Below are 13,764 nucleotides of genomic sequence, written 5' to 3'. Positions count from 1 at the left end.
AGTTTGACGAGTGTGATCGGGCGCGTTACGTTGGACAGGTAGTCAAATTTGACTAACGAGAGAATGTGGGGGCTCGTCACATGACCGACGCGGCGATCACCGTCGAGGACGTACGCAAGAGGTACGGCGACCGGCCGGCACTGGACGGGCTCGACCTCACCGTGGCCCGCGGCACGGTGCACGGGGTGCTCGGTCCCAACGGCGCCGGCAAGACGACGCTGGTCAGGATCCTGTCCACACTGCTGCGGCCCGACTCGGGCCGGGTCGAGGTGGCCGGGTACGACGTGGTGCGCCGGGCCCGCGAGGTCCGCCTGCGCATCGGCCTGCTCGGCCAGCACGCGGCACTGGACGAAGGGCTGGGCGGCCGCCAGAACCTGGAGCTGTTCGGCCGTCTCCACCATCTGGGCGCCCGCCGCGCGCGCACGCGCGCGGACGAACTGCTGGAGCGCTTCGACCTCGGCGACACCGGCCGCAAGCCGGTGCGCGCCTACAGCGGCGGCATGCGGCGCCGCCTGGATCTCGCCGCGTCCCTGATCACGGAACCGGAGGTGCTGTTCCTGGACGAACCGACCACCGGGCTCGATCCGCGCGGCCGCGCCGAGGTGTGGTCCGCGGTCCGTTCCCTGGCCGGCGGCGGCACGACGGTCGTGCTCACCACCCAGTACCTGGAGGAGGCCGACCAGCTCGCCGACCGCATCTCGGTCGTGGACGGGGGCCGGGTCGTCGCCGACGGCACCGCGGACGAGCTGAAGGCGCTCACCGGCGGCGACCGCATCGACGTCGTCCTGCGGGACGCGGGCCTGCTGGGCGCCGCGCTCGCCCTGCTGCCCATGGCCCGGGAGGAGATCACCGTCGATCCCGACCGCAGGCTGCTCAGCGCCCCGGTCACCGACCGCATGGCCGCCCTCTCCGCCGTCGTCCACGCCCTGGAGGAGGCCGGCCTCCAGGCCGAGGACGTGGCCCTGCGCCGCCCCACGCTGGACGAGGCGTTCCTGCACCTGACCGGCCGGAGGAACCGTACGAAGGAGGCCGTGTGAGCACGTACGCGCTGACCGATTCCTGGACCATGACCCGGCGTGAACTCGCCCACTGGGCGCGGCAGCCGGGCCGGCTGGTCGTCGGGCTCGTCTTCCCGGTGATGCTGCTGCTGATGTTCGCCTATCTCGTCGGCGGCGGCCGTGAGGTGGACGGCGACTACCTGGACTACCTGATCCCCGGCATGCTCGCGCTCACCATGGCCTTCGGCCTGGAGGGCACGATGCTCGCCGTCACCCAGGACCTCGGCAAGGGCGTCGTCGACCGCTTCCGCTCGATGCCGATGGCCGACGGCGCGGTCCTGGTCGGCCGCTCGGCCGCCGACATGCTGCAGTCGGCACTGGGCCTCGCGGTGCTGATCGGCGTCGGGTACGCCCTCGGCTGGCGCGCCCAGGGTGGTGCCGGCGCCTTCCTGGGCGCCGTGGGTCTCCTCCTGCTGTTCCGCTTCGCGATGCTGTGGATCGGCATCCTGCTGGCGCTGGTGGCCGGGAAGCCGGAGATGGTCCAGGCCGTGCAGATCCTCATCTGGCCGGTCGGCTTCCTCTCCAACGCCCTCGCCACCCCCGCGTCCATGCCCGGCTGGCTCGGCACGGTCGTCGAGTGGAACCCGATGTCCAGGACGGCGACCGCCGTACGCGACCTGTTCGGGCCGGCCGGGGCGACCGACGACCTCTGGCCGGCCGTCGTCTGGCCGCTGGTCCTGCTCGCCGTCTTCTTCCCGTGGGCGGTACACAGGTTCGGGCGCATGAGCCGCTGACTCAGTGATGGAAGCCGGTGGCCGCCTCCTTGTCCCGGACCTGCGGGTGCGGCTGCCGGCGCAGCTCCGGAAGCAGCCGCGTCAGGTCGTCGACGAACAGGTCGGCCAGGTCCGCCGAGAAGCCGTTGCGGCACACGATCCGCAGGACGGACAGGTCCTCGCGGTTCGGCGGGAAGGTGTACGCCGGCACCAGCCAGCCGTGCTCGCGCAGCCGCCGGGAGACGTCGAAGACGTCGTACGACTCGACACCCGGGGCGGTGGTGAGGGCGAAGACGGGCAACTGGTCGCCCCGGGTCAGCAGCCGGAAGTCGCCGAGCGCCTCCACCCGGTCGGCCAGTTCCCGGGTGACGTCCCGCGTGGACTGCTGCACGGCCCGGTAACCCGAGCGGCCCAGCCGCAGGAACGTGTAGTACTGCGCGACGACCTGGGCGCCGGGCCGCGAGAAGTTCAGCGCGAAGGTCGGCATGTCGCCGCCCAGGTAGTTGACGCGGAAGACCAGCTCCTCGGGCAGGGCGTCCTTGTCGCGCCACAGGGCCCAGCCGACCCCGGGGTAGACCAGGCCGTACTTGTGCCCGGAGGTGTTGATCGACGCCACGCGCGCGAGGCGGAAGTCCCACACGAGGTCCTCGTCCAGGAAGGGCGCGATCATCGCGCCGGACGCCCCGTCGACGTGCACCGGCACGTCGATGCCGGTCCGCTCCTGGAGGGCGTCCAGGGCCGCGCACAGTTCGGCGATCGGCTCGTAGGACCCGTCGAAGGTGGAGCCGAGGATGCCGACGACCCCGATGGTGTTCTCGTCGCACAGGTCGGCCGCGGCCTGCGGGTCCAGGTGGAAGCGCTCGCCCTCCATGGGCACCAGGCGGGCCTCCACCTCCCAGAAGGTGCAGAACTTCTCCCAGCAGACCTGGACGTTGACCCCCATGACCAGGTTCGGCCGGGCGGCCGGGTCGGTGGTGCGCCTGCTCCACCGCCGTTTGAGGGCCATCCCGGCGAGCATGCACGCCTCGCTCGAACCGGTCGTCGAGCAGCCCACGGCCGCCGACGGATCGGGCGCGTTCCACAGGTCGGCGAGCATGGCCACGCAGCGGCGCTCCAGTTCCGCGGTGCGCGGGTACTCGTCCTTGTCGATCATGTTCTTGTCGCGGCACTCCGCCATCAGCAGCCCGGCCTGCGGCTCCATCCACGTGGTGACGAAGGTGGCCAGGTTCAGCCGGGAGTTGCCGTCCAGCATCAGTTCGTCGTGCACCAGCTGGTACGCCGTGGAGGGCGGGGTCGGGCCGTCCGGCAGCCGGTGCTTGGGCGGCGCCTCGGTCATACCGCTGACCGGGTCCGCATCGCCGTAGAAGGGGTTCACGGACAGGGAGCGCTCGTCGGCCTTGGCAGGGCCTTCGTGCAGGGCCATGGGATTCTCCTGTCGGGGCTCGGGGCTCGGGGCTCGGGGCTCGGGGCTCGGGGCTCGGGGCTCGGGGCTCGGGGCTCGGGGGTCAGCGGTCGGTGGTTGGTGGTCGGTGGTCGGTGGTCGGGGTGCGGGACCGGCGCCGGCGTCCTCCCCGCTCGTTCATCGGATCGAAGGGCCCGATCGGTTCACCGGATCGCCGTCCCGTCCTCCCGCAGCTGCATCTGCGGTCGGCCGGTCACCAGCAGCCAGGCCGGCAGCGAGGCGATGCACAGCAGCGCGATGATCGAGGGGGAGGAGACCAGGACGGCGGCGACGAACAGGCTCACCCAGCCCTGCCGGGTGAGGGCGAGGAGCACCCCGAGCACGCCCGTCGCGACCCCCACCGCGGGATGCACGGCGGGCACGAGGGCGTGAGCGGTCAGCCCGAGGGCGACGCCCACGAACACCGCCGGGAAGATCCGTCCGCCGCGGAAGCCGCAGGACGTGGCGACGAGCAGCGCGGCCAGCTTCACCACCGTCATCGTGGCGAACTCCCCGGCCGTCCAGCCCTCGGGATCGTGGGCCAGTTCACTGATCTCGTCCAGCCCCTTGAAGAGCGTCACGGAACCGCCCAGGGCCGCCAGCAGCCCCAGCACGATCCCGCCGGCCGGCAGCGCCAGCATGGGGTGCCGCAGTCGTGCGAACGCGCCGTGGACGTACGGGAGGCCGCGCACGGCGGCCATGCCGAGCAGCGCGCCCACGGAGGCGATCACCATCGCCGACAGCAGATCGTCCCAGTCGGGCTGCCCGAACGCCGGCAGGTCGAGGTCGAAGCTCGGACGGTCCAGCAGGGTCGTCGTCATCGCGCCGGCCGCGGCCGCGACGAGCGGCGCGAAGACGTTGTCCCACAGGGGCCCCTCGGCCTGCCGCCCGGCCAGCGCCTCGGAGATCAGCAGTGCCGCCGCGACCGGCGTGCCGAACAGCGCCCCGATCGTCGCGGCCTCCGCCAGCACCGGCCACACCCGGCCCGGCGCCCGCGGCAGCAGCCGACGGCCCAGCCAGTACGCCAGCCCCACGTTCACCGCGATCACCGGGTTCTCCGGGCCCAGGCTCGGCCCGCCCGCCAGCATCAGCATGGTCGCCAGCAGCAGCCCCGGCAGCACCACGGGCGGCAGCACGGGGGCGTCCAGGCCGGTGGTCGCCGGATCGGGGCCCGCGTGCCCAGGCACCTTCCACACCACCAGGCCGACCGCGACGCCGGTGGCGGTGAGCACGACCAGCATCCACGGCACCGAGTACCGGCCCACCCCGAGGGCGTCCGGCAGGTTCTCCCACAGCACGTCCTGCAACCGTCCGGCCAGCTCGCTCACCAGCAGCAGGAGCAGGCCCGCCAGCACGCCGACGATCAGGGCGGGCAGGACCGAGGGCAGCAACGCGCGCGCGGGTCTCGCCGGAGAGGGGGGCGCCTGCCACGCGGTGTCCTGAGCCACGAGCTCACGATAAGTGGACAAAAAGGGCATCGCTCGGTGACGGTGCCATGGGAGGGGAGGGGGCGGACCCGCACCTCTCGTCGCGTGAGGGCCCAGGGTGGAGGACGGACCCGCGCGTACGCCCGCGCCGCCGGCTCGGCCTGCCGGCCGCCCGGCTCTCGCCGAGCGCCTCGGGGAGGCGGCCACCGCCGACGCGGCCCGGCACACGCCCGCACGGGGTCCCGGCCGCGGTCACTCCCGGGCCACGACCACCGCCGTCCCGTACGCGCACACCTCGGTGCCCACGTCGGCCGCCTCCGCGACGTCGAAGCGGAAGGCGAGCACGGCGTTGGCGCCACGCGCGCGTGCCTGCTCCACGAGCCGGTCCATGGCCTGGTTGCGGGTCTCCACGAGCGTCTTGGTGAGGCCCTTCAGCTCGCCGCCGATCATCGACTTCAGCCCGGCGCCGATCTGGCTGCCGAGGTGCCGCGAGCGCACCGTCAGCCCGAAGACCTCGCCGATGACCTGCTCGACCCGGTGTCCGGGTACGTCGTTGGTGGTGACGACCAGTACGTCCGGCCGGGGCCCCTGGCCGCCGCCGTAATCTTCGATGCCCATGCTCACAGGTTTGCCCGGGCGGGCTCACAGTGCATCCTGGGGACCCCCATGGAACCTGGGGCGCACACATGACGTTGATAGCTTTGTGCGGCCGTAGAAGGACGCTGAATTCCCTCACCCCCGTCAGGAGCCCGGAACCGTGACGACCCTTGCCCTCGGACCGAGCTGGCTGGATCCCGATTACCTGCTGGACAGCTTCGGCATCTGGGGCCTGCTGCTCATCGTCTTCGCGGAGTCGGGCCTGCTCATCGGCTTCTTCCTGCCGGGTGACTCGCTGCTGTTCACCGCGGGTCTGCTGATCACGTCGGGCCAGCTGGACTTCCCGCTGTGGGCGGCCATCGCCCTGATCTGCGTGGCGGCGATCCTGGGCGACCAGGCGGGCTACATGTTCGGCAAGAAGGTGGGACCGTCCCTCTTCACCCGCCCGAACTCCCGCCTCTTCAAGCAGGAGAACGTCACCAAGGCGCACGAGTTCTTCGAGAAGTACGGTCCCAAGTCCCTGGTCCTGGCCCGCTTCGTGCCCATCGTGCGCACGTTCACGCCGATCATCGCCGGCGTCAGCGGCATGCGGTACCGCTCCTTCCTGGTCTTCAACGTCATCGGCGGCGTCCTGTGGGGCGCGGGCGTGACCCTGCTCGGCTCCTGGCTGGGCAACATCGACTTCGTCAAGAAGAACATCGAGCCGATCCTGCTTCTGATCGTCCTTCTCTCGGTGGTCCCGATCATCATCGAGTTCCTGCGCGCCCGCTCCCAGTCCAGGAAGAACCCCCCGCAGGCCGAGCCCTCCGCCCGGCAGACCCCGGTCCCGGCCCCCGCCATGGACGACGCCACCACCCGGCTCCGCCGCGTCGAGGGCCACGACGCGTACGGCGACCAGGCCGGCGGCCAGGGCAGCGACCAGTACCAGGGCAGCGACCAGTACCAGGGCAGCGACCAGTACCAGGGCAGCGACCAGTACCAGGACAGCCACCAGTACCAGGGCGGCAACCAGGGGCAGAACCAGTACCAGGGCGAGTACCAGCCCGACTACTACGGCCAGCAGTACCCCCAGCAGCAGTACCCCCAGCAACAGCAGTACCCGCAGCAGCAGTACCCCCAGCAGGACTGGCAGTCCCAGCCCCAGCAGCCCCAGCAGCCGCAACAGCAGAACGGCCAGTACCCGCACAACCAGGGCTACTGAGACGCGACCGCGGGCACGGGAGATCCGGCGAGGCCGATCCCGGCGTCAGAATCCCCGTGTCCGCTTGGCGGCCCGCCGTTTCTCCGCGGACCCGATCCGCAGGAACAACCGCGAGATCTCCGACCCCAGGTTCACGCCGATGGCGATGGCCATCGCCAGCGCGGCCGCCTTGGTCAGGGAGACCAGTCCCGCGTCCACCTCGTTCTGCGCGATGGCCAGCAGCCCGAAGTACGTGGCCGAACCGGGCAGCAGGGGGCCGATCGCCGCGGTCGTGTAGGGCAGCGCGGACGCGAACCGGTACCGCGACAGCAGCTGCCCGAACAGCCCGACCACCCCCGCCGCGACGGCGGTGGAGGCCACCGGTGAGATGTCACCGGCATAGCGCATCGCGCCGTACACCGACCAGGCGACGCCCCCGTTCAGCGTCACGGCCAGCACGGTGGACCGCTCCTGCTGGAGCAGCACCGCGAAGGTCAGCGACAGCAGCATCGACGCGCCGATCTGCCACAGCGGCCGCTTGGTGATGCCCAGGGAGGCGTCGGGATTGAGATGGGCGCCCAGCTGCACACCGAGGTAGAGCATGACCAGCACGCCGACGACGATGCCGACGAAGAAGTACATGACCTCCAGCAGACGCGCGGCGGCGGTGATGTAGAAGCCCGTCAGACCGTCCTGGACGCCCGCCACGAGGGCCCGTCCGGGCAGCAGCGCGAACAGCCCGCCGGTGATGACGGCGGACGCCTTCACGTCGACGTGTCCGAGCGTCAGCGCGATGCCTATCGCGGCGGGCGGCATCGCGGCCACCAGGAACTGGTAGAACTCCGGAAGCCCGCGCCCGGCGCACAGCCACGCCAGCCGGTCGCCGAGCATCGCGCCGATCGCCGCCGCCATGAACACGACCAGGTCGCCGCCGACGAGCACCGAGGCCGCGCCGGCCAGCAGTCCGCTCGCCGAGGTCAGCACCCAGGTCGGATAGGGGTGCCGGTTGCGCCGCATCTCGGCGAGCCGCCGGTACGCCTCCTCCAGGGAGATGTGCGTCTCGGGGTCGCTGAGGTCGTCGACGAGGTGGAAGACCGCCGCCAGCCGGGTGTAGTCGGTGCCCCGGCGCCGCACGGTCCGCGAGGCCGTCACCGGGTCCTCGACCAGGGAGGGCTGGTACGAGATCGACAGCAGGGTGAAGGTGACGTTCGGCTCGCAGCGGTCGAGCCCGTAGGAGCGGCAGACCGCGAACATCGCGGCCTCCACGTCCTCGGCGCCCTCACCGCCCGCCAGCAGCAGCTCGCCGATGCGCAGCGTCAGGTCGAGCACGCGCGGGACGGCCGGGCCGCCCTCCTCCGCCTTGGGCGGCGGCTCCGGCGCGGGCCGCTCGGCCACCGGCATGCGCAGCATCGTCCGCATCCGGTCCTGCCAGGGCACGTCCTTGGTCAGACTGACCACGGGAAAGCCCTCGGCGGGCGTGAAGGCGGGCGGGGCCTGCCGCGAGCTGTACGTCCTCGGCGGACTGAACGCCGACCCCCCGGACTCGCCGCCGGCGGACTGCGCGACGTCCAGGCCGACCGGGACGGCGAACTCCGACGTGGTCTCCGACTCGCCCCCGCCCCTGGGGACGGCCAGCCCCCGCGGGATCGCGAACTCGGAGGTGATCTCCGGATCGAACGTGCCCTTCGCCTCGTCCGACTGCGGCTTGCGGTCCTCCGCCTCCGTCACTGGGCAACGCTCCCTGAACGACACATTCCGTAGACCTCAGTATGCGCACCGGAGTACGCGCCTCGACGTACGTGCCCGAGGTATGCGTACCGAGGTGCGCGTACTGACGTATGCCCAGGGACACGGACTTGCCGACATCCGCGTCCGGCACGCCGAAGGGCCGCACGCGTGCGTGCGGCCCTCCACGGCCCCCGGGGGCCGAACGGCTCAGTGACCGCCCTGGTCCTTGAAGCGCTTGTACGACCGCTCGATCTCGGCCTCGGCGTCGGTGCGGCCCACCCAGTCGGCGCCCTCGACGGACTTGCCGGGCTCCAGGTCCTTGTAGACCTCGAAGAAGTGCTGGATCTCCAGCCGGTCGAACTCCGACACGTGGTGGATGTCCCGCAGGTGCTCCACGCGCGGGTCGGTCGACGGGACGCACAGCAGCTTGTCGTCGCCGCCGGCCTCGTCGGTCATGCGGAACATGCCGATCGCACGGCAGCGGATGAGGCAACCCGGGAAGGTCGGCTCGTCCAGGATGACCAGCGCGTCCAGCGGGTCACCGTCCTCGCCGAGAGTGTTCTCGACGAAGCCGTAGTCGGTCGGGTAGGCGGTCGAGGTGAAGAGTCGACGGTCCAGGCGGATCCGACCGGTCTCGTGGTCCACCTCGTACTTGTTCCGCGAACCCTTCGGAATCTCGATCGTGACGTCGAACTCCACCGGTGGCTCCTCCATGATCAGCACATAGTTCTGGTGGTTAAGTGTCCCTCACGCAGGTGTGTGATCGCGAAAGGGGCTGGTGATCGTGCCCGAGCTGAGGCCTTGGCGGGCCGCGAGACCGCACGTGGTGCGGGCCGCGGACGCCGTGAGACCGCGTCTGGCGCGGGTCGCAGGGGTCGTACGGCCACGTCTCGCGCGCGCGGCGGCGGCCGCCGGGCCGCGGGTCGCACGGCTCGGGCGGGCGGCGAAACCGCAGCTCGCGCGGATCACGAGGCCGAGACCCGGCCGGGCCTGGCAGTACACCGCGGGTGCGGCGACCGCCGGACTGGCCCTGGCCGTCGGCGTGGCGACCGCCGCCGGCCCCTGGGACTCCTCCGGTCAGCGTACGGCCGAGCGGGACCGGGCCGCCGCACTGGGGCGGACGGGTGGCGCAGATCACGGCCGAGGGACCGAAGCGTCCGGTACGTCCGGTACGGCGGCCGGGGCGCCGCGGCCCGCGCCCAGCGCCGCGTCCGTCCTGACCGGCCTCGGCACCACCACGACCACCGTGAAGTCGGCGCCGGGCTCCGCCGCCCTCACGCGCGTCCTCGGTCCCCTCCTCGCCGACCCGGCCCTCGGCACCCGCCGCACGGCCGCCGTCGTCGACGTGACCACCGGCAAGCGGCTCTACGGCAGCGCGGCCGACGACGCGCTCACCCCGGCCTCCACCACGAAGATCGCCACCGCGGTCGCCGCGCTCGCCGCGCTGGGCGCCGACCACCGCCTCACCACCCGCACCGCCCTGGAACCCGGCACCGGGGAGGTCGTCCTCGTCGGCGGCGGCGACCCCACCCTCACCGCCCGCGAGAACCCCGGGGGTTGGGCCGGCCTGCGCACCCTCGCGGCCTCCACGGCCACGGCCCTGAAGAAGCGCGGCATCACCCGGGCGACGCTGTCGTACGACACCACGCTGTACGCAGGCACCGAAGTTCACCCGATCGGAGTCAACCCGAACCTGGCCAGGGTCACCGCCCTGACCGCCGACGAGGGCCGCGCGGACGGTTCGACGAGCGGACCGGCGCCCCGCGTGCCCGACCCGGCGGCGGACGCGACGAGGAAGTTCGCGGACTTCCTGGAGGCGCACGGGATCAAGACGTCCGCGCCCGGACCGTCGAAGGCCTCCGCGCGCGCGGAGACGCTCGCCACGGTCGCCTCGCCCCCGCTCGCCGCGCTCGTCGAGCGGATGCTCACCAACAGCGACAACGACATCGCCGAGGCGCTCGCCCGCCAGACCGCCCTCGCGACCGGCGTGCGCGCCGACTTCGCCGGCGCCGGCAAGGCGATCCGCACCCAGCTGGGACGGCTCGGACTGCCGCTGGACGGCGCCGACTTCAGGGACGGCAGCGGCCTCGACCGGAACGACCGCCTGACGGCGAACCTCCTGACCGCGCTCCTCGTCAAGGCCGGCGACCCCGCCCGCCCCGGCCTCCGTCCCGTCCTCACCGGCCTGCCCGTCGCCGGCTTCACCGGCACCCTCAGCGCCCGCTACACGGACGGCGCGGCCGGCGCGGCGGGTGTCGTCCGCGCCAAGACCGGCACCCTGACCGGCGTCAACACCCTCGCCGGCACGGTCGTCGACCGCGACGGCCACCTCCTGGCCTTCGCGGTCCTCGCCGCGGACACCACCGATCCGACCGCGGCCCAGACGGCCCTGGACCGAGCCGTCACGGCCCTGGCGGCCTGCGGCTGCGACTGAGGCCGGCGGCCCGTCCGGCGTCCGGTCGCGCGCCCGCCCCGCCCCCGGCCGAGGGCCGGGCCGACCCGGACGCCGCCCCCGCTCCGACCCTGAGGCATCCCCCACTCCCGCCCCACGCCCTGCCCGCGACGGCACCCCTCACGTACGGTTGACGCATGACGAGCATCGGTGGTGCCTCTTCCGGGATGGTCGACTGGAACCTCGCGGTCGCGACCGCGACCCGCCTCGTACGGCCGGGCCCGGAGGTGAGCCGCGACGAGGCCCGCGCCGTCGTCGCGGAACTGCGCCGGCACGCCAAGACCTCGGAAGGACACGTCCGGGGCTTCACCCGCCTGGACACCGAGGAGATGCACGACACCCCCGTCCTGGTCGTCGACCGTCCCGGCTGGATCCGGGCGAACGTGGCCGGCTTCCGGGAACTCCTCAAGCCCCTCCTCGACAAGATGGAGGGACGCCGCAGCGGCAACGCGGTCCTCGGCGCGGTCGGCGGCAAGGTCACGGGCGTCGAACTCGGCATGCTGCTGTCGTTCCTGTCCTCCCGCGTCCTCGGCCAGTACGAGACCTTCGCCCCCGCCACCCGCGAACTGCCCGCCGGTGCCGACGGCGGCGGGCGGCTGCTCCTCGTCGCGCCCAACATCGTCCACGTCGAACGCGAACTCGACGTGAGCCCCCACGACTTCCGCCTCTGGGTGTGCCTGCACGAGGAGACGCACCGCACACAGTTCTCCGCGGTGCCCTGGCTCCGCGACCACCTGGAGGGTGAGATCCAGTCGTTCCTGGCGGAGACGGACGTCGACCCCATGACGTTCCTGGAGCGGATCAGGGAAGCGGCCCAGTCCCTCGTCGGCGGACGCCCCGAGGGGGAGGAGGACGACGGCGGCCGTTCCCTGGTCGAACTGGTCCAGAGCCCCGCCCAGCGGGAGATCCTCGCCCGGCTCACCGCCGTGATGTCCCTCCTGGAGGGCCACGCCGACTTCGTGATGGACGGGGTGGGCCCGGAGGTCGTGCCGACCGTCGCCGAGATCCGCGAGAAGTTCCAGCAGCGTCGCGCCAAGGGCGCCTCGCGGCTGGACATGGCCCTGCGCAAACTGCTCGGCCTGGACGCCAAGCTCAGGCAGTACAAGGACGGTGAGCGTTTCGTGCGGGCCGTCGTCGACCAGGTCGGCATGGACGGCTTCAACCGTGTGTGGACCTCGCCGAACACCCTCCCCACCAAGGCCGAGATCGCGAAACCGGCGGACTGGGTCGCCCGCGTGCACCGCAAGGCGGAGTCCTGAACCGCTGAACCGCTGAACCGCTGAACCGCTGACGGGCGCGACGGCGGGCGGGCGGTGAGCGGGACCGAAATCGGCCGACGGCAGGAGAACGCCTCCGCAATCACCCGTCCGAGGGACCGTGAGTCCCTCTCAGGCGTGCAATGCTCGGGGAACGCCCCGGTTCTGTCACCATCTACACACTCTGCGTGACAGGCCTCGGGGTCAATCCCCGAAAATTTCATGAAGGGAGCCGGACATGGGTCCCCATCCTGCGGTCGCGGCGATACGCCTGGCGGTCCGCCGCGTCCTCCACGACATCCTCACCGACCACCACAGCACCCCTGACGCCCCGGCGCAGGAGCGTCCGCCCTCGCCGCTCGTGCTCGTGGCCTGCTCCGGCGGCGCCGACTCCATGGCGCTCGCCTCGGCCCTCGCCTTCGAGGCTCCCAAGCTCGGTGTCCGCGCCGGCGGCGTCACCGTCGACCACGGCCTCCAGGCCGGCTCCGACCTGCGCGCCGCCGAGGTCGTGCTGCGCCTGCGCGGACTCGGCCTCGACCCGGTGGAGGCCACCGCCGTCACCGTCGGCCGTGAGGGCGGCCCCGAGGCCGCCGCCCGCGACGCCCGTTACGCCGCCCTCGACGAGGCCGCGGACCGCCACGGCGCCGCCGCGGTCCTCCTCGGCCACACCCGCGACGACCAGGCCGAGACCGTCCTCCTCGGCCTCGCCCGCGGCTCGGGCATCCGCTCCCTCTCTGGAATGGCCGCGGTCTCGGGGGCCGGCGGCCGTTACCGCCGGCCCTTCCTCCAGCTCGACCGGCAGACCGCCCGCAAGGCCTGCATGGCCCAGTCCCTCCCCGTCTGGGACGACCCGCACAACACCGACCCGGCCTACACCCGCTCCCGGCTCCGCCACGAGGGCCTGCCCGCCCTGGAGAAGGCCCTCGGCAAGGGCGTCGTCGAGGCCCTCGCCCGGACGGCCCAGCTCTCCCGCGACGACGCCGACGCCCTCGACGCCTGGGCCGGCCAGGCCGAGGCCGCCGTCCGGGACAACGCCGGTCTGCTGGAGTGCGCCAAGCTCTACGCCCTGCCGCCCGCAGTCCGCCGCCGCATCCTGCGCCGTGCCGCCATCGAGGCGGGCGCCCCGGCCGGCTCGCTCTTCGCCCGGCACATCGAGGAGATCGACCGGCTGATCACCGGCTGGCGCGGCCAGGGGGTCATCAACCTCCCCGGCAAAGTCGTCGCCCAGCGGCAGGGTGGCAGACTGGTGATTCGGCAAGGCTGAATCCCGACCCTCCATCCGGAGGGACGGCGGCCGGTGGGACGACCGAAAGTGATGCGGGTGGACGCGAAAGACATGGGTGCCGACCTCAAGACGGTGCTCATCACCAAGGAAGAGATCGACGCCAAGCTGGCGGAGCTGGCGGCGAAGATCGACACGGAGTACGCGGGCAAGGACCTGCTCATCGTCGGCGTCCTCAAGGGCGCGGTGATGGTCATGGCCGACCTCGCGCGGGCGCTGTCCACTCCCGTCACCATGGACTGGATGGCCGTGTCCTCCTACGGTGCGGGCACCCAGTCCTCCGGTGTGGTGCGGATCCTCAAGGACCTCGACACCGACATCAAGGGCAAGCACGTCCTGATCGTCGAGGACATCATCGACTCCGGACTGACCCTGTCCTGGCTGCTCTCCAACCTCGGCTCGCGCGAGCCCGCCTCCCTCAAGGTGTGCACGCTGCTGCGCAAGCCGGAGGCGGCGAAGGTCGCGATCGACGTGGAGTGGGTCGGATTCGACATCCCCAACGAGTTCGTCGTGGGGTACGGGCTCGACTACGCCGAGAAGTACCGCAACCTGCCGTTCGTCGGCACGCTCGCGCCCCACGTCTACGGCGGCTGAGCCACAAGAGCGTCCTGTGTAGGACGATCGGGAACC

At 72.2% G+C, this 13,764-nt stretch carries 12 protein-coding genes; 7 read left to right on the top strand and 5 right to left on the bottom strand.

All coding sequences use genetic code 11. The features are described from left to right. Window positions 1-80: 80 nt before the first annotated feature. Complete coding sequence (locus ACF09K_RS08340) at window positions 81-1,037, top strand: ATP-binding cassette domain-containing protein (protein WP_392241720.1); 957 nt, start codon at window positions 81-83, stop codon at window positions 1,035-1,037. Continuing rightward, a complete protein-coding gene (locus tag ACF09K_RS08335; protein WP_392241719.1) occupies window positions 1,034-1,792 on the top strand; it encodes an ABC transporter permease in 759 nt (252 codons plus the stop codon). The genes ACF09K_RS08340 and ACF09K_RS08335 overlap by 4 nt, the downstream gene beginning before the upstream one ends. A 1-nt stretch (window position 1,793) precedes the next feature. On the opposite strand, the gene ACF09K_RS08330 is transcribed toward ACF09K_RS08335, so the two are convergent. The 3 genes from ACF09K_RS08330 to ACF09K_RS08320 all read right to left on the bottom strand — a co-directional run bounded on the left by ACF09K_RS08330 (window position 1,794) and on the right by ACF09K_RS08320 (window position 5,257). Next, the gene (locus ACF09K_RS08330; RefSeq protein WP_392241718.1) at window positions 1,794-3,194 is read right to left on the bottom strand and encodes a glutamate decarboxylase; all 1,401 of its coding nucleotides are present in this window, start codon (window positions 3,192-3,194) and stop codon (window positions 1,794-1,796) included. A 182-nt stretch (window positions 3,195-3,376) separates the two neighbouring features. Beyond that, window positions 3,377-4,660, bottom strand: coding sequence for an ion channel protein (locus ACF09K_RS08325; RefSeq protein WP_392241717.1), 1,284 nt, complete (start codon window positions 4,658-4,660; stop codon window positions 3,377-3,379). Between the two features lie 231 nt (window positions 4,661-4,891). Beyond that, the gene (locus ACF09K_RS08320; RefSeq protein WP_392241716.1) at window positions 4,892-5,257 is read right to left on the bottom strand and encodes a YbjQ family protein; all 366 of its coding nucleotides are present in this window, start codon (window positions 5,255-5,257) and stop codon (window positions 4,892-4,894) included. 139 nt (window positions 5,258-5,396) lie between these two features. On the opposite strand from ACF09K_RS08320, the gene ACF09K_RS08315 reads away from it, so the two are divergent. Further along, window positions 5,397-6,437 (top strand): DedA family protein, encoded by a 1,041-nt coding sequence (locus ACF09K_RS08315; protein ID WP_392241715.1) that lies wholly within the window; start codon window positions 5,397-5,399, stop codon window positions 6,435-6,437. 45 nt (window positions 6,438-6,482) lie between these two features. Here the strand turns inward: ACF09K_RS08315 and ACF09K_RS08310 are convergent, their stop codons facing one another. Beyond that, entirely contained in the window at window positions 6,483-8,144 is a 1,662-nt protein-coding gene (locus tag ACF09K_RS08310) for a threonine/serine exporter ThrE family protein (protein WP_392241714.1), read from the bottom strand. A 207-nt stretch (window positions 8,145-8,351) separates the two neighbouring features. Next, window positions 8,352-8,843: an inorganic diphosphatase gene (locus tag ACF09K_RS08305; RefSeq protein WP_007452023.1), complete on the bottom strand. Its 492-nt coding sequence runs from the start codon at window positions 8,841-8,843 to the stop codon at window positions 8,352-8,354. 79 nt (window positions 8,844-8,922) lie between these two features. On the opposite strand from ACF09K_RS08305, the gene dacB reads away from it, so the two are divergent. The 4 genes from dacB (at window position 8,923) to hpt (ending at window position 13,728) form a co-directional block, all read left to right on the top strand. Further along, entirely contained in the window at window positions 8,923-10,578 is a 1,656-nt protein-coding gene (dacB, locus tag ACF09K_RS08300; protein WP_392241713.1) for a D-alanyl-D-alanine carboxypeptidase/D-alanyl-D-alanine-endopeptidase, read from the top strand. 185 nt (window positions 10,579-10,763) lie between these two features. After that, the gene (locus ACF09K_RS08295) at window positions 10,764-11,855 is read left to right on the top strand and encodes a zinc-dependent metalloprotease (protein ID WP_392242411.1); all 1,092 of its coding nucleotides are present in this window, start codon (window positions 10,764-10,766) and stop codon (window positions 11,853-11,855) included. A gap of 235 nt (window positions 11,856-12,090) precedes the next feature. After that, the gene (tilS, locus tag ACF09K_RS08290; protein WP_392241712.1) at window positions 12,091-13,116 is read left to right on the top strand and encodes a tRNA lysidine(34) synthetase TilS; all 1,026 of its coding nucleotides are present in this window, start codon (window positions 12,091-12,093) and stop codon (window positions 13,114-13,116) included. A gap of 51 nt (window positions 13,117-13,167) precedes the next feature. Then, on the top strand, window positions 13,168-13,728 hold the full coding sequence (gene hpt, locus ACF09K_RS08285; RefSeq protein ID WP_363092831.1) for a hypoxanthine phosphoribosyltransferase: 561 nt from the start codon (window positions 13,168-13,170) through the stop codon (window positions 13,726-13,728). The last annotated feature ends 36 nt before the right edge of the window (window positions 13,729-13,764 follow it).

Origin of the sequence: Streptomyces sp. NPDC014882, from assembly GCF_043081325.1 — a bacterium.
Classification (GTDB): Bacteria; Actinomycetota; Actinomycetes; order Streptomycetales; family Streptomycetaceae; genus Streptomyces.
Note: the sequence above shows the minus strand (reverse complement) of the source record. Positions and strands in the feature narration are given on the sequence as shown.

Coding starts and splice junctions, on each gene's coding strand:
- ACF09K_RS08340 (WP_392241720.1), top strand. CDS start 81: ATGACCGACGCGGCGATCACCGTCGAGGACGTACGCAAGAGGTACGGC.
- ACF09K_RS08330 (WP_392241718.1), bottom strand. CDS start 3,194: ATGGCCCTGCACGAAGGCCCTGCCAAGGCCGACGAGCGCTCCCTGTCC.
- ACF09K_RS08320 (WP_392241716.1), bottom strand. CDS start 5,257: ATGGGCATCGAAGATTACGGCGGCGGCCAGGGGCCCCGGCCGGACGTA.
- ACF09K_RS08295 (WP_392242411.1), top strand. CDS start 10,764: ATGGTCGACTGGAACCTCGCGGTCGCGACCGCGACCCGCCTCGTACGG.
- tilS (WP_392241712.1), top strand. CDS start 12,091: ATGGGTCCCCATCCTGCGGTCGCGGCGATACGCCTGGCGGTCCGCCGC.
- hpt (WP_363092831.1), top strand. CDS start 13,168: ATGCGGGTGGACGCGAAAGACATGGGTGCCGACCTCAAGACGGTGCTC.